20 protein-coding genes and 1 tRNA gene are annotated in these 17,088 nt (G+C 61.5%); 16 read left to right on the top strand and 5 right to left on the bottom strand.

Going from position 1 to position 17,088, the window contains the following annotated elements:
• Position 1: 1 nt before the first annotated feature.
• The 8 genes from AOT87_RS29210 (at position 2) to AOT87_RS04385 (ending at position 7,070) form a co-directional block, all read left to right on the top strand.
• The gene (locus AOT87_RS29210) at positions 2-1,393 is read left to right on the top strand and encodes a hypothetical protein (protein ID WP_240483266.1); all 1,392 of its coding nucleotides are present in this window, start codon (positions 2-4) and stop codon (positions 1,391-1,393) included.
• A gap of 15 nt (positions 1,394-1,408) precedes the next feature.
• Positions 1,409-1,840, top strand: coding sequence for a hypothetical protein (locus AOT87_RS04355; RefSeq protein ID WP_057969662.1), 432 nt, complete (start codon positions 1,409-1,411; stop codon positions 1,838-1,840).
• A gap of 60 nt (positions 1,841-1,900) precedes the next feature.
• Positions 1,901-2,026, top strand: coding sequence for a hypothetical protein (locus AOT87_RS29485; protein ID WP_256364557.1), 126 nt, complete (start codon positions 1,901-1,903; stop codon positions 2,024-2,026).
• A gap of 97 nt (positions 2,027-2,123) precedes the next feature.
• Positions 2,124-3,377: a M15 family metallopeptidase gene (locus AOT87_RS29215; RefSeq protein WP_240483265.1), complete on the top strand. Its 1,254-nt coding sequence runs from the start codon at positions 2,124-2,126 to the stop codon at positions 3,375-3,377.
• Complete coding sequence (locus AOT87_RS04365; RefSeq protein ID WP_057969661.1) at positions 3,374-3,790, top strand: hypothetical protein; 417 nt, start codon at positions 3,374-3,376, stop codon at positions 3,788-3,790. The genes AOT87_RS29215 and AOT87_RS04365 overlap by 4 nt, the downstream gene beginning before the upstream one ends.
• A 50-nt stretch (positions 3,791-3,840) precedes the next feature.
• Positions 3,841-4,755 carry a cutinase family protein gene (locus AOT87_RS04370; RefSeq protein ID WP_057969660.1) on the top strand — a complete coding sequence of 305 codons (915 nt, stop codon included), beginning with the start codon at positions 3,841-3,843 and terminating at the stop codon, positions 4,753-4,755.
• Positions 4,756-5,700: 945 nt separating this feature from the next.
• Positions 5,701-6,834 carry a hypothetical protein gene (locus tag AOT87_RS04380; RefSeq protein ID WP_109398844.1) on the top strand — a complete coding sequence of 378 codons (1,134 nt, stop codon included), beginning with the start codon at positions 5,701-5,703 and terminating at the stop codon, positions 6,832-6,834.
• A gap of 8 nt (positions 6,835-6,842) precedes the next feature.
• Positions 6,843-7,070, top strand: a complete 228-nt coding sequence (locus tag AOT87_RS04385) for a hypothetical protein (protein ID WP_057969658.1) — start codon at positions 6,843-6,845, stop codon at positions 7,068-7,070.
• Positions 7,071-7,075: 5 nt separating this feature from the next.
• Here AOT87_RS04385 and AOT87_RS04390 read toward each other — a convergent pair whose 3' ends face one another.
• Complete coding sequence (locus AOT87_RS04390) at positions 7,076-7,264, bottom strand: hypothetical protein (protein WP_057969657.1); 189 nt, start codon at positions 7,262-7,264, stop codon at positions 7,076-7,078.
• A 181-nt stretch (positions 7,265-7,445) separates the two neighbouring features.
• Here AOT87_RS04390 and AOT87_RS04395 point away from each other — a divergent pair, with 181 nt between their 5' ends.
• The 3 genes from AOT87_RS04395 to AOT87_RS04405 are packed head-to-tail and all read left to right on the top strand — an operon-like array spanning position 7,446 to position 8,546.
• Entirely contained in the window at positions 7,446-7,781 is a 336-nt protein-coding gene (locus tag AOT87_RS04395) for a hypothetical protein (RefSeq protein WP_131727342.1), read from the top strand.
• Positions 7,774-8,076 carry a hypothetical protein gene (locus AOT87_RS04400; protein WP_057969655.1) on the top strand — a complete coding sequence of 101 codons (303 nt, stop codon included), beginning with the start codon at positions 7,774-7,776 and terminating at the stop codon, positions 8,074-8,076. The genes AOT87_RS04395 and AOT87_RS04400 overlap by 8 nt, the downstream gene beginning before the upstream one ends.
• 11 nt (positions 8,077-8,087) lie before the next feature.
• Positions 8,088-8,546 carry a hypothetical protein gene (locus tag AOT87_RS04405; RefSeq protein ID WP_057969654.1) on the top strand — a complete coding sequence of 153 codons (459 nt, stop codon included), beginning with the start codon at positions 8,088-8,090 and terminating at the stop codon, positions 8,544-8,546.
• 23 nt (positions 8,547-8,569) lie between these two features.
• Here AOT87_RS04405 and AOT87_RS04410 read toward each other — a convergent pair whose 3' ends face one another.
• On the bottom strand, positions 8,570-8,881 hold the full coding sequence (locus AOT87_RS04410; RefSeq protein ID WP_057969653.1) for a hypothetical protein: 312 nt from the start codon (positions 8,879-8,881) through the stop codon (positions 8,570-8,572).
• Positions 8,882-9,084: 203 nt separating this feature from the next.
• Between AOT87_RS04410 and AOT87_RS04415 the strand changes: the two genes are divergently transcribed.
• Both AOT87_RS04415 and AOT87_RS27560 read left to right on the top strand, forming a co-directional pair.
• Positions 9,085-9,291: a hypothetical protein gene (locus AOT87_RS04415; RefSeq protein ID WP_052537753.1), complete on the top strand. Its 207-nt coding sequence runs from the start codon at positions 9,085-9,087 to the stop codon at positions 9,289-9,291.
• 61 nt (positions 9,292-9,352) lie between these two features.
• The gene (locus AOT87_RS27560; RefSeq protein WP_057969652.1) at positions 9,353-9,688 is read left to right on the top strand and encodes a hypothetical protein; all 336 of its coding nucleotides are present in this window, start codon (positions 9,353-9,355) and stop codon (positions 9,686-9,688) included.
• Between the two features lie 381 nt (positions 9,689-10,069).
• On the opposite strand, the gene AOT87_RS04425 is transcribed toward AOT87_RS27560, so the two are convergent.
• Both AOT87_RS04425 and AOT87_RS04430 read right to left on the bottom strand, forming a co-directional pair.
• Complete coding sequence (locus tag AOT87_RS04425) at positions 10,070-10,579, bottom strand: DUF732 domain-containing protein (protein WP_057969650.1); 510 nt, start codon at positions 10,577-10,579, stop codon at positions 10,070-10,072.
• Between the two features lie 117 nt (positions 10,580-10,696).
• Positions 10,697-10,770 (bottom strand) — tRNA-Arg (locus AOT87_RS04430).
• A 73-nt stretch (positions 10,771-10,843) separates the two neighbouring features.
• On the opposite strand from AOT87_RS04430, the gene AOT87_RS04435 reads away from it, so the two are divergent.
• Positions 10,844-12,850 (top strand): cytochrome c oxidase assembly protein, encoded by a 2,007-nt coding sequence (locus AOT87_RS04435; RefSeq protein WP_057968498.1) that lies wholly within the window; start codon positions 10,844-10,846, stop codon positions 12,848-12,850.
• Here AOT87_RS04435 and atzF read toward each other — a convergent pair.
• Positions 12,847-14,460, bottom strand: coding sequence for an allophanate hydrolase (gene atzF, locus AOT87_RS04440; RefSeq protein ID WP_057968499.1), 1,614 nt, complete (start codon positions 14,458-14,460; stop codon positions 12,847-12,849). The genes AOT87_RS04435 and atzF overlap by 4 nt on opposite strands.
• A 190-nt stretch (positions 14,461-14,650) precedes the next feature.
• On the opposite strand from atzF, the gene ssb reads away from it, so the two are divergent.
• Complete coding sequence (gene ssb / locus AOT87_RS04445) at positions 14,651-15,133, top strand: single-stranded DNA-binding protein (RefSeq protein ID WP_057968500.1); 483 nt, start codon at positions 14,651-14,653, stop codon at positions 15,131-15,133.
• 118 nt (positions 15,134-15,251) lie between these two features.
• Positions 15,252-16,925: an energy-dependent translational throttle protein EttA gene (gene ettA / locus AOT87_RS04450; RefSeq protein ID WP_030095083.1), complete on the top strand. Its 1,674-nt coding sequence runs from the start codon at positions 15,252-15,254 to the stop codon at positions 16,923-16,925.
• Positions 16,926-17,088: the final 163 nt, after the last annotated feature.

A 17,088-nucleotide genomic window follows, 5' to 3' on the forward strand; every position in this document is an offset into this window, starting at 1 on the left:
CATGGCAACTGGTTGGTGGGCTGAGACATTCAGCGAAACCACCGGGGGTGCGCTCACGCTCACTGGTGGCGCTCCGGATGTCCATGCGACGACTGGGGTTTACGTGTTCCCCCTGGGTGCCTCGCTGACCCTGACCGGATCAGCCCCCCCGGTGATTGGGCCACCCCTTCGCCCTACTGGGGCAGACCTGGTTCTCACCGGGGGGACGCCGAGTATCCGCGTCGCCAACGTCCTCACACCAGATGGCGCCAGCTTCACCATCACTGGGGGCACCCCGACGATCGTCCAGACCGACAACGACCTCATCCTGGCGACCGCTGGATCGCTTTCGGTTACCGGCAGTGCCCCAACGATCATCACCGGCAAGATCTTCCTCCCAACCGGCGCATCACTCACAGCCACAGGCGGGACTCCTTCACTCGCGGCCCGTTTCGTGCCCACCGGCGCAACACCCACCCTTACGGGCGGGCGCCCGCTGATAGACATCACCTACCCGCCGCCGACACTCCAGATGACTTTGACCGGCGGGCGACCGCTGATTGACCTGCGGGTGGTACCAGCCGGCGGCACTCCGGTCCTAACGGGCAGTGCTACCACCGTCATCCAGGGAATCATCGGCACCGCACCGACATTGACCCTCACCGCCGGAACACCACGGATAGTCGTCACTCTCGCACCCACAGGAGCTACACCAACGGTTACCGGTGGATCTCCTCTGATTGCGTTGCAAATCCCACCATCTGGGGCTTCGGTGACACTCACGGGTGGTACGCCGATCGTGACGAATGTATCCAATGCCTCCTATATTTCGTCTGCAGGTGCCGCGAGCAGTTCAGTGACTATCCCCACCCACTCCATCGGGGATCTGATTGTGATCTTCACACTCAACCCGTTCACGACTACGGCGCCGTCTGCACCTGCCGCAGGCGGAACGGTTCCGAGCTGGAACTATATCGACAACGCCAATAGTGGCAGCGGGTCAGGTTGTGCGACCGCCTATTTCAAGGCCACGGCAACGAACACAACCACAGGTTCGTGGTCGAATGCTTCGCACATTATTGCGGTAGTTGTCCGCAACCAGAATGCGTCTTCGCCGATTGGCGGCCACGCATCACAGGGCGGATCTAGCGCCACATCCACGGCACCCGCTGTGACCATGTCGCACACTGACGGGTCTTCGGTGCTGCTGCATTTCCATGGCCACTCCAGCCTGGGCGCGAGTGGATGGGATGCCGCACCAACGGGTTACACCCGCGGCGCCACCTCGGGCGCTGCTTTCGGGTCGGCCACAGCGCTGAACTACAAGAACATCACCACTTCTGACGGTTCCGTCGGCCAAACAGGCGGGCAGAACACAAGTTACGCGGCAGCCACCGTCGAAATCATCAACTAACGAAAGGGCACTACCTTGACCGCAGGAACCTGGACGTTCCCCAATGGGGCGCGCACACGACTTCTCAACGGAACCTTTGACATCGACTCGGACACATGGCGAGTCGCCCTCGTCACCTCTTCATCCAACATTGGCTCATCCACCACCACGTGGGCCGGTGTCACCAATGAGGTGTCACAGGCGAACGGCTACACCACGGGCGGTGTCGCGGTGACCCTGGCACTCTCGGGTACGACGAGCGTCACGGCGTCGTTCTCGAGCAACCCGACCTGGACGGCGTCGGGTGGCAGCATCACGGCACGCTGGGCTGTGCTCTACGAGCTTGGTGGTGACGTGCTTTGCTATGTGCTGCTGGACAATACACCCGCAGACGTGGTAACTACTGCAGGCAATTCGCTCACGATTGACGCCGATGGAAGCCCGGCCCCGGTCTTCACCCTCGCGTAACAACCCCACCTCCGAGGCCTCGCAAGTGCGGGGTCTTTTTTGTTGCCCGAAGGAGGTCGCATGTTCTCTCAACTACTGCGATACCCCGCCTTCTACGCCGCTGTAGCGGTGGCAGCGTTCGGGACCGGGGTGTGGCTCCGGTCCCGGCGACGCAAGGTGTTTGACCCGAGAGTGGGGGATATCTGATGCGTAAACGCATTGAACAGTGGTTGGCCGCGATCTGGTGGTCGTACTGATGCCGCGCGTGGTCTACGGGAATTCGTTCTCTGAGAACGGTTGGCCAATGGTCAATTCCGATGAGTGCACATGGGTCACCGTGCCGGGTACGTCGGTTAGTCTGCAGATTCAGAACGGGCAGCCGTTGGCGATTCTGCGGGCATTCGCAGCGGATTTCAACGCCTACGTTGAACCGCTGCGTGACCCGGACTCGGCGTGCTGGACACCCACCAACTCGGTGTCAACATCCAACCACCTGAGTGGTACGGCATGCGATTTCAACTGGAACGATCACCCATTCCAGGTGAGCTACGCCGGATTCTCATCGAAAGAGACGGCAACAGTTCGTGAGCTGCTCGACTTCTACGAGCAGACCGTCTTCTGGGGGCAGGACTGGCAGTCCCCGAAAGATGCCATGCACTTTCAGGTCGGCTACAACACCTACCAGAATCCGCACACCGCGGACTTCATCGCCCGCAAGATCCGCGCCGACGGATTCTCCACGTTCCGGCGCGGCAACTCGGTGGTGCTGTCAACCAAGGATCGACACGCGCTAGCGACTATCAACGAGGGTAAGCGACTCGGCATCACCCCCAAGGGAATCTGCATCGCCATCGCAGTGGAGCTGGTGGAAACCAACCTCACGATGTACGCGAACAGCAATGTCCCTGCGAGCCTCGGCTACCCACACGAGAAGGTCGGTAGCGACCACGACTCCACTGGGCTGTTCCAGCAGCGCCAGGCATGGGGTCCTTTGTCGGAAACCATGGACCCCACCCTGTCGGCGCGACTGTTCTTCCTTGGCGGCCACAGCGGGCAGCGCGGTCTTACCGACTTCGACTACAACTCCAACTCTCGTACGCCCGGCGGATGGGCGCAGGCCGTGCAAGTGAGTGCTTTCCCGTACCGCTACGACGAGCGCTACACCGAGGCCCAGCAGATCTACGCCCGACTCAGCAATCTAGGAGATGAAGACATGGCCCAAGTGCCACAGGACCAGTGGGACACCCTCTATCGGCTATTCACTCAGCCCACAGTGGGATCGGTGTCCATGTACGCCACACCGGGCGAAGGCCCGATCTACAACCTGGTGCAGCTGATTCAGTCGATCGACGGAGCTGCACATAAGGACCTGACTGTCGAGGCCGACGCCAAGCTCGGAGACCTCGAGGCCATCGGCCGTATTGCTCGTGTGGCCGCCGGGCAGGGATCGCGCACTGACGCCGCCGCAGTCGCCCATGCCAAGGCATTCCTCGCCGAGCTCGAGGCCACCAACCCTGCAGTCCTGCAGGAGTTCATCTCTCAGAAGGGACAATCATGACCGCCCAGATTCGCAAGTGGTACTACCTCATCGGCGCACTGGTGACAGCGCTCGTGCCGATTCTGGTGACCTCCGGTGTCGTCAGTGACACCCAGGGCAATGCGTGGATCAACGCCGTTGTTGCCATCGGTGGCGTTCTGGGTGCTGCGGGTCTCGGCACTGCCGGTGTGGTCTTGGGCAAGCAGATCAAGGGAGCCCCCGGTGCCGCAGCGGACAAGGCCGTCACAAGCCTGCAGGACATCCAGGCTCAGCTGAACTCCACCGCGCAGGCCGCGCAGGATCAGCTTGCCGCCGCCACCCAGGTTGCGGTGGACAGCATCAACAAGATTCAGCAGACCGTCGGTAACGTTGTCGGCCCCCAGGTTTCCCCGGGTCCACTGGCCGCGCAGGTCATCAAAAGTGTGACCGAGTGATCCTTACCCTCGGTTCCCATGGGGATGTAGTCGCGAGGTGGCAGCGGGTCATGGTGGCCCGCTACGCCTCCTACGCGAAAGCTGCAGACGGCGGCCCGCTGAAGGTTGATTCGTACTTCGGGTACGACGACCAAGATGTCCAGAAGGAATACCAGCGCCGCACCAACCAACCCCAGAACGGGATTGTGTCTAGCGACGACCTGATCAGGCTCGGCGTCACCCCAGTCCTATTCACAGTCCAGGGCACGGGTGTTGACATGTGGACCGGCTACCCAGCCGACACCGCCAGGGCATGCCTCGATCTGTGTCATTGGCAGCCCATCGGGAACTATCCCGCTGATCCGTTTCCGATGTGGCGGTCCGTGCTGCAAGGGATTGCCGAATTACGTCTGCAGTTGCGCGATTACAACAACCGATACCCCGGATGCCGGATCTGGCTGGCTGGGTACAGCCAGGGGGCGATCGTCACATCTTGGGTGTACAAGCACGACATCGTGGACCCTAATGGCATGCTGCACGATCTGCTGCCTCAGGTGAAAAAGGCTGTCACATGGGGAAACCCTATGAGAGAACTTCACAAGGCGAACGGAAACGTCCGAGCCGGCTGGGTAGTGCCGGATGGACAGGGCATTCTGTATGACCGGCTGCAGGGCACCCCCGACTACTGGCTCGACTTCGCACACGGAGCCAATAGCGATTGGGGTCGGGACCTCTACACCGACACCGAAGTTGGGCCACGCGGCGACAACGAATCGGCGATCTGCGACATCATCATGCAGCAGACGCTATGGAGCGGACCGATCTCCCTCGCCAAGCGATTCGCGCATCTCGTAGCGGATCCGATAGAGGGTCTCCCGGCGGTTTTCGAGTCGATCTATGACGCGGGAATGTTCTTCGGCAGCGGCACGGCGCCGCACGTGAACTACGACCCGCAACCCGCTATCGACTATCTGCGTGCCGCATAGCCATTGCGGCTAAAGAACGGCATTGTCACTGCTGGACAGTAGGATTGAAATCGGGACCGGGCGCGCTACCAACGCAACCCGATCCCTAACCCACCAATCTGAGCAAGCAGAAGGAGGGCTAGCAGTGAATGCTACCCGCGAACAATGGCGTCCTGTAGTCGGCTGGGAAAACCTGTACGAGGTCAGCGACCAGGGGCGAGTTCGATCACTTGACCGCATGGTTCCGGTTGGGCGATATGGCAAGCCCACCTTCCGAGCGGGGAGGGTCCTTAAACCTAGCCCCGGAGCCACCGAATACCCACGGGTAACGCTCATTGATGCGGCTAGCGGGTTGAAGCGTTTTGCCAACATCCACAGCCTGGTCCTAGAGGCATTCATTGGGCCGCGACCTGACGGTATGGAGTGCTGCCACAACGACGGCGATAGGTCCAATGCCAGATTGTCAAACCTGCGGTGGGATACACGCTCGGAGAACACATTAGATGCAGTCAGGCAGCGCACAAACCATAACGCCAAGAAGCAAACCTGCCCGAATGGCCACCTGTATGACGGCGTCTATCGCGGCAAGCGGGGCGCAGCGCGCTATTGCAAGCGTTGCACGAAGGCGCGCGCTCAACGCCGCAGTCGCGAACTCCGTTCCGCTTAACTGAAGTTACTGCTGCCCGCCGACCTCACTTAACAACTGAATAGAGCCCTCGAAGCGCCCCATGAAAGGCGGTTCAAACAAATGTCCATCCGTGAAATGTTTGCGGAGCGGTCAAAGCCGCAGCCGCGCGTATGCACCACCTGTGAGTGGTTCTCTGGACAGTCGGACGATGAGCAGGCCGCGGCGAGGGAATGGGTCGAGGCGGGTTTCTCAGTCGAGGAGCTTTGGCGTGGACTAAAGAAGCTGGGGTACCCACTGGGCGCGATCTCATTGCGCCGTCACGTCAGGGAGTGCCTGGGGTGACAATCCGAGACAATCTCAACCGGATGCTGGAAGCTCCGACGGCCGAGGAGAAGCGGTACACACCGGAGACCACGTTCGATGGTTCTGCGGGGCATATCCAGACCGGAACGATGAAAGCCGCCGATCCGGTGGACTACACGGATCTACTCAAGCAGTTCGGGTATGACCCGGATGAGGTTCAGATCGTCGGTTCGGTGCGTACGTCGCGGTGGCAGCAGCGTGAGGATGGGGAGTGGCTGGTTGCGTACCGGTTCAACATCGCGCCCCGACAGACAATCTCCACCCTCGATCTGGAAGCACTCGTCAAGAAGGCCAAGACTCACAAACCAGTTGGTGCTAAAGGCCATTGGCTCGTATTTCAAGCAGCAGATCTACAGCTGGGCAAAAGATCACGTGACGGCTCAACCGAGCAGATAGTCGAAAACTACCTGGATAGTTTGCAACGAAGTATCGAACAGTATCGAGTACTGAAGCGGTACGGCATTGAGGGTATCCAGGTTTCCATGCCGGGGGACTGCATTGAAGGCGTGGTGAGCCAATCGGGGCGCAACCTGTGGTTGACCCAAGAGACGATCACGGAGCAGACCCGCATCTTGCGCAGGTTGATGGTCGCGACCGTAGACGCGTTCCGGCCGCTAGTCGATCAGGTCTATCTAGATGTTGTGAATGGGAACCATGATCAAAGTCAGCGCCAGCAGAACACCTACCCAGGAGATGGGTGGGCCACCGAGTGTGCGATAGCGGTACATGATGCGCTACAGCTGAATCCCGCAGCCTATGGTCACGTCTCTGTGCGGACCCCTGACCGATGGTCCAACTCCATGACCGTGCCAGTCGGGTCCAGTGTTGTGACAGTCACCCACGGTGATGCATGGCGTCGCGGTAAGGGAATGCTGTGGTGGTCGGGCCAAACCTTCACGTGTCAGCCGGCGGGCGCGGCCCAGGTATTGCAGCACGGTCACTGGCACGGCTTGGATATTGAGAAGGATGGCGACAGAACCCGCCTCTGCTGCCCGGCACTTGATTGTGGGTCGGATTGGTACCGGAACCTATCGGGATCTGAATCGCGCCCTGGCGCGCTGACCTACCTGCTCGATCACGGCCAGTTTTCCCACCTTTCGGTTGTGTAGGAGATGCCATGAGCGACAACCATCCCGACGAACTCATACAGCAGTACGTCGATGCTGTTGATAGCGAACCGGAATGGGGTGTATCCGGCTTTGTGCTGATGGTCGGATTCGAGCGCGTCGATTCAGACGGCACACTCCTACATGAGTACAAGGTGTACACGCGGCACAACCAACCGCCATGGACCACACACGGACTGATAGCAGACAGTGTGGAACACCTAGAGCGAACAGAGTGATTGCCTCAGCTGTACTCAGACGGACTCTTACCCATGGTGTCCCACGGGAAGTACAAGACAGCGTCGGTTCCCCATGCCTCGGCAATCTGGGCGGCGCGCTCCATGTTGCGCAGCGTGATCCAGTCCATCACGTCCCGCTCGCGGAACCGGCCATTTTCATCCGGTTTCGGAAAACCTGTTAGGTCTTCTTCCATCTCTCAATTTTACGGCGCTACAGCAGTATCCACGGGGTCTAGATAGTGAAAGGCCCCCGCGTGAGAGAGCTGTACGCGGGGGCCGTCCTGCCCACGATTGATTGCCGCTTCTAACTTTACTCCGCTTCTCCGACATCACCGGGGTTTATCCGTCCTACCCATCTTCAAGTTAGGGGTCATCATGGCTTTGATTGATGTGAACAATCCTCCCCAGCAGGGCGTCATATACCTGAGCAAGGGCTGCAATGTTGCGTTGACTTTCCGGTGCTTCGACGGGGATGAAAACCCGATTGATTTGAGTGGCGGCCTGGAGATCGAGATCGATCAGGGAACCGCTGATGCTGTACACATCGAGGGCGACATATCAGAGGACTCGTTTTCTGCATCGGTCCTGCTTCCATCGGAGGTGTCGGACACTGCCAAGAGTGGATGGCAGTGGCGGGTGAAGCTTTTGCCCTCCAAGCAGCCTCTAATAGTGGGTGTTTTCGAGCGGCGGGACGGCAAGGTCAATGTCTAACATCACCGTTGAAGTTGAATCCGATGTAGTTAACGTGACGATGGATGATGATCCCACCGTTTTCACGGTTCAGATCGGCGGCCCCACCGGAACTAGTGGCTCTGGGGGGTATTACCGTCATGAACAGGCTTCAGCGTCTGACGAATGGGTGATCGAACACGGTTTATCCCAGCCGATCTCGGCATGCCACATCGTGTGCGACGGCGCCCAGGTATTAGCGCCTTGGGTTGAGGACGAGGGTTCCGTAACGATCAGTTTCGGTAAGCCCTACACGGGCTACGCGGTTCTGTCCTAGAGAGGATTGCCATGGCTGACATAGTTTTTGGGAACAATGTAGACGCGCAGGGCTTCAAGATAACGAACGCGGCCGACGGGGTCGCAGCGGGGGATCTCGTCACCAAACGACAACTGGACTACGCAATCCTGCTCGCCACCCTGGCTTTTAAGGGAACCGCGATCAAGAACCCGGTGCGTGTTGTCGCCACCACCCCGATAACGCTCTCAGGTCTGCAGACCGTCTCAGGTGTCGCACTGTCCGCATACGATCGCGTACTGGTGAACGGTCAGGCCGACCCGATCCAAAACGGCTTCTACGACGCCGCGTTTGGGGCATGGTCGCGTTCCTTCGACGCAGCAGCAGGCGACATACTTTCCTCGGGGACGATCGTCGTGGCCACCGAGAGCACAGAAAAGCTGTGGACGATCGCCACCACTTCAATCATCGGAACTAGCGCCCAGAACTGGGCACCACTCCTAGGTTCCTAGCGCCACGGAACACCTGGAATGATTCAGCGCCGTCGAGCTTCTTCGGCGGGCGGGTAGCCGTCGTAGAAAGAACCCTGGGGCCATATGGCGCTTTCAAGCGACTTGATTGACTCAGCCGTTGTCGCGTCAAGTTCGCCGATAATCCCGCCTGTTTCCATCGGTGGCATCTCGCGGTAATTGGTCTGCCATGGACTTTCTCGCCACATCAGATCCAAAAGCTCTTGAGAGCCACCCGTCAGTGTGTCGCCACGCTTAGCATTCTGCCGCAGCCACAGGTATGCCGCCTCCGTGGTTCCATGATCAGCCAAGAGTGCCACCCATGAGTATTCAGCCATGCCTTAATTTTACGGCGTTACAGCAGAAGTAGCGGTGTCTAGCGGGTGGTACGGATGCGCCAACTGTAATGGCAGGACCGTACCGAAAGTGGTACGGATGCGCCCACGTCAGTGTCAGAACCGTACCAAAAAGTGGTACGGGGTAGCGATTTCACCGGGAGGGTCCCATGGCTTTACATCCATCCGATTGGGCTTGGATCACTATGGCTGCTGGGATCGTCGCCTACGAGATCGCCTGCCCGCCGGGGGAACTACTCAGTGACGCTACGACGAGGTACGGGCAGTCCCACATGTTCCTCAGCTCCGCGGTCATCGGGGTAGTCGCAGTACACCTACTGCGCACCACCGGACTCTTGCGGTTCATCCCCGAACAGCTCGACCTCATCCATCTGTTGGCTTCACTGAAATGAGAGGACACCCCATGTGCAGATACGGGTTTGAAAAGAGCGTCCTGTCGACGGGTACTCCACGGTGAATGTCGCTGAGGTAGTCGGCTTGATCGCTGGCTCATCGCTCCTGTCCTCGCTCGGTGTAGCCCTCCTATCCCGCAAGAGCAACACCTTCTCCAAATTCACCGAGGCCTACGAAGCCCTAGCTGATCGGGTTACCAAGCTCGAAGAGAAGCTCGTCGCCGTAGAAGCCGCGTACTCCAATGAGCAGGAGCAGCACGGAAACACACGCGGTCTGCTGAGAATCGCCCTGCGCTACATACGTGACGTCCTCGCTTGGGGAGTAGGGGACCGCGTACACCCACTACCTGAACCGCCAGCAGAGATATTCCGGCACCTAACGCAGCCCGAAACTTAGACCTCGCCGTTGTCCATGGTCACCAATAGAATTGGTTTTATGATCGAACTGCAAGCTGATGGATGGTTCCAGGTCACCGATCAAGGGGTGTGGGCAAGTTTCGAGCCAGGTCGCCTTCCGCTCGAACTCAATCACCCGCGAGACTTGCTGAACTGCGAGGTCGATGTCGATGGATACCACTTCACTGTAAAAGGCATTGAGCACTGGGCTATTGAGTGTCCGCGAGATGCCCAACGATGCGGACACCCATTCGGACTACGGCTCGAATCTCGCCCAACGTAGATCCTCCCAGCCCCCTAGTCCCACCCCACAAGGGTGGTAGAGACGCCCCCTGGCTCCCATGTACCCCCGCATGGTCGAGCCGGGGGGCGTTTTTTGCGTTCAATCCTTGGGGCAGTAGTGCTTAACGGAGAGGTTCACGAAGCTGACCGCTTCGGCGGGTTTGGAGTCGGAGGATTTCGCGAACCCGTCAGCGACTTGTAGTTCCGTCTGCCCGTCTTTGAGGAGTGTGCACACCAGCTTGGCGTTGTAGATGGCGGTGCCGGCGGTGTCGTAGAAAACCCCGGTGCTCTCGAGGTCCATCAGGAATGCGGTGTCTTTGTCGGGGTTCAGTAGTTTGGGGGAGCGGTACGGCTCTGGTGGTGGGGTGACCGTGACGGTGACGGGCGCTGATTTCAGTGAGCCTGTGCCGTATACGGCGACCGCGGCTAAAGCGGCTATTCCGATGATCAGGAGCGCTACCGCGACACCCCAGCGGGCGTACGCGGGTTCTGTCTGGGGTTCTGCGACCGTCTCGGGTTCGGGGAGTTCGGAGCTGTAGGCAAGGGTTCCTTCCGACGCTGGGCGTGCCATCGTCGCTCCTACACGGGTGTCTTCCCCCGCTTCGCTCATGTGTCGATGGTAGTCCCGACCAGTGACAAGGGGAGGGATTAAGCCGTTTGGCGGGACTTTTGGTCGTCCGGCGGGAGTTGTGGCGGGAGTTGCGAAGGTCTCATATAGTGTGATCAGCGCCCCCGGCAGGAATCGAACCTGCGACCTAGGGATTAGAAGGCCCTTGCTCTATCCAACTGAGCTACGGAGGCATGCGGCGCTAGCCGGACCGCAGTCTATCGAACCGGTGACCGTGCGGATCGCATCTCGCCATACCCTTGACTGGTGACCACCACCTCCACCGCCAGCAAGACCGATTCGCCGATCTGGACGATCGTCGTCGGCCTTGCGGCACTGGCGGGCCTGGTCGCGGCTGCTATCGGCGCGCTGTCACTGGCAGAGGCCCTGCTCGCGACGGGTCTGCCCAACCCTGGCCCCGTCACCTCGTACGGTCTGCCGTTCGTGCGCGCGGCCGCCGAAATCGTCGCCGTGGTTGCCGTCGGTGCGTTCCTGCTCACGGCCTTCTTCGTCCCACCGCAGTCCACCGGCGTGCTCGACGTGGATGGCTACCGCTCGCTGCGCGTCGGCACCGCGGCATCGACTGCGCTTGCGGTGCTCTCGGCGGTCATGGTGCCGTTGTCGATCTCCGATGTGGCCGGCCAGCCGGTGAGCGATTTCGGGCTCGGGGAGCTGTGGACGCTCGCGGGTGAGATCGAAACCGTGAATGCCTGGCGCTGGATGGCCTTCATCGCGGCCGGGGTCGCGATCGCCAGCCGGGTGGTGCTGCGCTGGTCGTGGACACCGCTGCTCGTGGTCGGGTCGGTGGCGACGCTGATGCCGCTGGCCCTGGTGGGGCATTCGGCCACCGGCGGCGCACATGACCTGGGCACCAACAGCCTCATCATCCATTTGGTATCGGCGGCGTTGTGGGCCGGCGGTCTGGTCGCACTACTGATCCACGCGCTGCGCGGCGGCGGTTATCTGGACGTGGCCACACGCCGGTTCTCCACGCTGGCCCTGTGGTGCTATGTCGCGATCGGGCTCAGCGGAATCATCAACGCGCTTATCCGGGTGCAGCTTTCGGACCTGTTCACCACCCGCTACGGCTGGCTGCTGGTGGGCAAGGCCACCGCGCTGCTGGTTCTCGGTGTCTTGGGGTATCTACAGCGGCGATCGGCGATCACGGCACTGAGTGAGGAACCGCAGAACCGTCGACCGCTGATCCGGCTCGCCGGGATGGAGGCCGTCATCTTCGCGGTCACGTTCGGTATCGCCGTCGGACTGGGCCGCACCCCACCGCCGCCTCCGGTCAATCTCAACCCTTCACCGGTCGAGGTCGCTATCGGCTATACGCTCGACGGGCCGCCGACCCCGCAGCGATTGATGTTCGACTGGCGCTTCGATCTCATCTTCGGAACGGCCGCCATCGTTTTCGCGGTCACCTACTTGGTGGGTCTCCGTCGCCTCAAGGCCCGTGGCGACGCGTGGCCCGTGGGGCGCACCATCGCCTGGCTGTCCGGCTGTGCCTTTCTGCTCATCGCCACATCCTCGGGTGTCGGCCGGTACATGCCCGCGATGTTCAGCATGCACATGGTGGCGCACATGATGCTCTCGATGCTGGTGCCCGTGCTGCTGGTCCTCGGTGGCCCCATCACGCTGCTACTTCGCGTGTTACCCGCTGCAGGCAAGGGGGATCCGCCGGGTCTGCGTGAATGGGTGCAGCTGCTGTTGCACAGCAGCTTCTCTCGCTTCCTGACCCATCCACTGGTGGCGACATCGCTGTTCATCGGCGGGTTCTACGGCCTGTATCTCAGCGGGCTCTACGACGCCGCCGTCGATGTGCATGCTGCGCACCTGGCGATGAATCTGCACTTCCTGCTCAGCGGATACCTGTTCTATTGGGTGGTCATCGGCATCGACCCGTCGCCGCGGCGCCTGCCGCCAGTGGCCAAGCTGGGCATCGTGCTGGTGTCGCTGCCGCTGCATGCCTTCTTCGGCGTCATCTTGATGGGCACGAAATCGATTCTGGGCGAAAAGTTCTACAGCAATCTGGCACTGCCGTGGCGGATCGACCTGGCCTCCGACCAACACATGGGCGGCGCCATCACCTGGGCAACGGGAGAGCTGCCGTTGCTGGTGGTCATGATCGCCCTGGTCATCCAGTGGTCGCGTTCGGACGAACGGCTAGCCCGCAGACAGGACCGCGCCGCCGACCGTGACGACGACGCAGACCTGGCCGCCTACAACGCCATGCTCGCCAAAATGGCCCAGCTGGACGAGAACTCGCGTTAGCTCACCGCGCCCGCAGCGATTGCCGCCGGCCAGCTGCCATGTTCGCTGATGTCGATACCTGCCTGCGCGGCGGCACCGTCACACCCAAAGCCGGTGCGCCACACGCCGTCTTCGCACTCCACCTTGCCCAGCAGCATGGGCTCGGGCAGCTGCGCGAGGAAAGTGCCCAGTGCGGCAGGGGATAGGCGCCAGATTTCTCCGCCGATGCTCACCCCGTCCTCTTCCGAGCGGGTCAGGCCAGGCTTAGGGGGAGTGGTGCGCAGCGCCGCCATCCGGTACTTCGAAGCGGTACGGACCGGACCTACCCAGCGGGCACCCAGATCGGTGAGCTGAAACTCCAAGGGACCGCCCTTGAGATGCGCGCCGAACACCGCAAGCTCATAGGACAAGGTGATCGCGGTCGGCCAAACATCTTGTTCTGCAGCATCTCCGGTGATCAGAGCGGCGATGTCCAAGGCCGCCGCATCATCGAAGGCGCGTGCCAGGACCGTCACCCCGAACTGGGCGTCACCGGCGGTACCGGCGGGCACCGCGACCGCGCACAGGTCGAACAGGTTGCAGAAGTTGGTGTAGGTGCCCATCGTCGCGTTGACACCGATCGGGTCGGCCTGCACCTGTTCGATCGTCGGATGCAGCGGCGCCGTGGGTACCAACAGCGCATCCGCGCCCGCCAGGGTGGCCATGGCCTCGTCGCGCAGGCGCTGCACCTCGGCGCGATCGCGCACCAAGCGGTGTGCGGGGATATCACGTGCACCGGAAACAATCTGCGCAACAGTGGGATCGAGTGCCGCCCCGGGATTGGCGTCGATGAACTCGCCGACGGCCGCGTAACGCTCACTGACCAGAGCGCCCTCGTACAGCAATTTCGCGGCGGCAAGGAACGGGGCCAGATCGATCTCGACGATCGTCGCGCCCGCCGCGCGTAGACGCTCTACGGCCGCCTGAAAAGCGTTGCCCCACAACTTGTCGAGTGCGGGCAGCTCACGCGGGACGGCGACGGTGGGCTGAGGAGGCGCCGCAAGCCGGGTGTTGGCGGGCCAGAGCCGGGGCCCTGACGCGGCACCCATGGCGGCCATCGCCCGATTGGCGGTAGCCAGTGACGCGGCGAAAATAGTTACACAGTCATAGGATTCACAGGCCGGGACCACGCCTTCGGTGGAGATGACGCCGACGGTCGGTTTGATCCCGACAATGCCCTGCAGCCCCGCCGGGACGCGCCCCGAGCCGGCGGTGTCGGTACCGATCGCGATATCGGCCTCGCCGGTGGCCACGGCTACGGCGGAACCCGAGCTGGAGCCACCGCTGATGTATTCGGGACGGCGTGAATCCGGCACCGGGCCGTACGGGGAGCGCGTACCGACGAGCCCGGTCGCGAACTGGTCCAGGTTGGTCTTGCCGACGACAACGGCACCGGCCGCGCGCAGGGCCGCGACCACCGGTGCATCGTGCTCGGGAATGTAGGCGTACTCCGGACAGGCGGCCGTGGTCGGCACGCCACCGACGTCTACGTTGTCCTTCACCGCGAGCCGAATACCGGCCAACGTCCCTGATGAGGCATGCAATTCGGCGGCGATGTCGTCCTCGGGGCGCTGCATGATCCAAACCGTCATGTCAAGCAAGGTACGGGGGGCTGGACTCATCGGCCAGTTGTCCCCAATCTCGCATCCATCCACAGCTGTCACCGGAACGTGCCCACATGTCGGTCCGCGGTGTCGGTGCTTGGCGGGTTACTGGAGTGGCCAAGGGCACCCGTTCGGCGGTGCCGAGAAGAGATATAGAGATTGAGGAAAGGCACGAACCATGTTTGAAACTCCAGTGACTGTGATCGGCTCCATCGTCGGAGACCTCAAGCGGCGCCAGGTCGGCTCCGACGAAATGATCAAGTTCCGCGTCGCCAGTAATGCACGCCGACGGCGTGACGACGGCAGTTGGGTGAATTCGAACTCTCTCTTCATCAATGTCACCTGCTGGGGACGTCTGGTCACCGGGGTGGGTGCCGCGCTGGGGAAGGGAGCACCGGTGATCGTGCACGGTCATCTGCACACCAGCGAGTTCGAGGACAAGGACGGCAACCGCCGTCAGGTCACGGAGATGAAGGCGATCGCCGTCGGGCCTGATCTATCGCGGACCATCGCGCGGATCGAGAAGGTCGGCTACACCGGCAAGCAGGAGGGCGCTGAGGCGCCGGAGCAACCCGATCCCGGCACCGAAGACGCCACCCCGGAGCTCTCGGAAACCGACGAGAGCAGCGAGGAGTCGGTGAACCTGCGCCTTAGCGCGTGATCTGCGAGCTGACACCGGCGACCGCGCGGTCGCCTCTCACCTAGGATGGTTCGGGCAGCCCACCAGAATGGTCGTGAGCTGCGGCTAAAGAACTTAGAGGAGAGGCGACAGCGCGGCAATGGCTGAGTACATCTACACGATGATGAAAGTCCGCAAGGCGCATGGCGACAAGGTCATCCTCGACGATGTCACCCTGAACTTCCTGCCCGGCGCCAAGATTGGTGTGGTCGGTCCTAACGGTGCTGGTAAATCCAGCGTCCTGAAGATCATGGCCGGGCTGGACAAGCCGAACAACGGCGAAGCATTCCTGGCCAACGGGGCCAGCGTCGGAATCCTGATGCAGGAGCCGGAGCTGGACGAAACGAAGACGGTGCGCGAGAACGTCGAGGCCGGCGTCGCGCTCAAGGGCAAGCTGAATCGGTACAACGAGGTCGCCGAATTGATGGCCACCGACTACTCCGATGAACTCATGGAAGAGATGGGCAAGCTCCAGGAAGAGCTGGACGCCGCCGATGCCTGGGACATTGACTCGCAGCTGGAGCAGGCCATGGACGCGCTGCGCTGCCCACCACCGGACGAGCCCGTGACACATCTGTCCGGTGGCGAGCGCCGCCGGGTCGCGTTGTGCAAGCTGCTGCTGTCCAAGCCTGATCTGCTGCTGCTCGACGAGCCCACCAACCACTTGGACGCCGAAAGCGTGCTGTGGCTTGAACAGCACCTGGCCAGCTACCCGGGTGCCATCCTGGCCGTCACCCACGACCGGTACTTCCTGGACAACGTGGCCGAGTGGATCCTCGAGCTGGACCGCGGCCGCGCGTACCCCTATGAGGGCAACTACTCCACCTACCTGGAGAAGAAGGCCGAGCGCATCGCCGTACAGGGGCGCAAGGACGCCAAGCTGCACAAGCGTCTGCAGGAAGAGCTCGCATGGGTGCGTTCAGGCGCCAAGGCCCGTCAAGCCAAGAACAAGGCACGGCTCGGGCGCTACGAGGAGATGGCCGCCGAGGCGGAGAAGACGCGGAAGCTCGACTTCGAGGAAATCCAGATTCCCACCGGCCCGCGCCTGGGCAATGTGGTGGTCGAGGTGAGTCATCTCGACAAGGGATTCGAGGAACGCGCCCTCATCAAAGATCTCTCGTTCACGCTGCCCCGTAACGGCATCGTCGGCGTGATCGGCCCCAACGGTGTCGGTAAGACCACCCTGTTCAAGACCATCGTCGGGTTGGAGAATCCCGATGGCGGCGAGGTCAAGGTGGGCGAGACCGTCAAGCTGAGCTACGTCGACCAGAGCCGTGCCGGTATCGATCCCAAGAAGAACGTCTGGGAGGTTGTTTCCGATGGGCTCGACCACATTGTGGTCGGTCAGAATGAAATGCCTTCGCGGGCTTATGTTTCCGCATTCGGCTTCAAGGGGCCGGATCAGCAGAAGCCTGCGGGCGTACTCTCCGGCGGTGAGCGCAACCGTCTGAACCTGGCGTTGACCCTCAAGCAGGGCGGCAATCTGATCCTGCTCGACGAGCCCACCAACGACCTGGACGTCGAAACCCTGAGCTCACTGGAAAACGCGCTTGAGCAGTTCCCGGGCTGCGCGGTCGTCATCTCGCACGACCGGTGGTTCCTGGACCGCACCTGTACGCACATCCTGGCGTGGGAGGGAAGCGACGATAACCCTGCTTCCTGGTTCTGGTTTGAAGGCAACTTCCAGGCCTACGAAGAGAACAAAGTGGAACGTTTGGGTATCGATGCAGCCAGACCTCATAGAGTTACCCACCGCCGCCTGACACGCGACTAGGGTGAGATTGCGTGCCGAAACCCGGTACGCAAACTCGGCCAGGAGCGTTCTGCGTGACTGTTAACACAGGGACCACAACTTCCGAAAACACGCCATCTGCCAATGGATCTGGCGTGCCCACCATCGAGGCGCTGAGCGCTGCGTTCAGCCACGCCCGGTATGC

Source organism: Mycobacteroides sp. H003 (assembly GCF_001440135.1).
GTDB classification, from domain to species: domain Bacteria; phylum Actinomycetota; class Actinomycetes; order Mycobacteriales; family Mycobacteriaceae; genus Mycobacterium; species Mycobacterium gwanakae.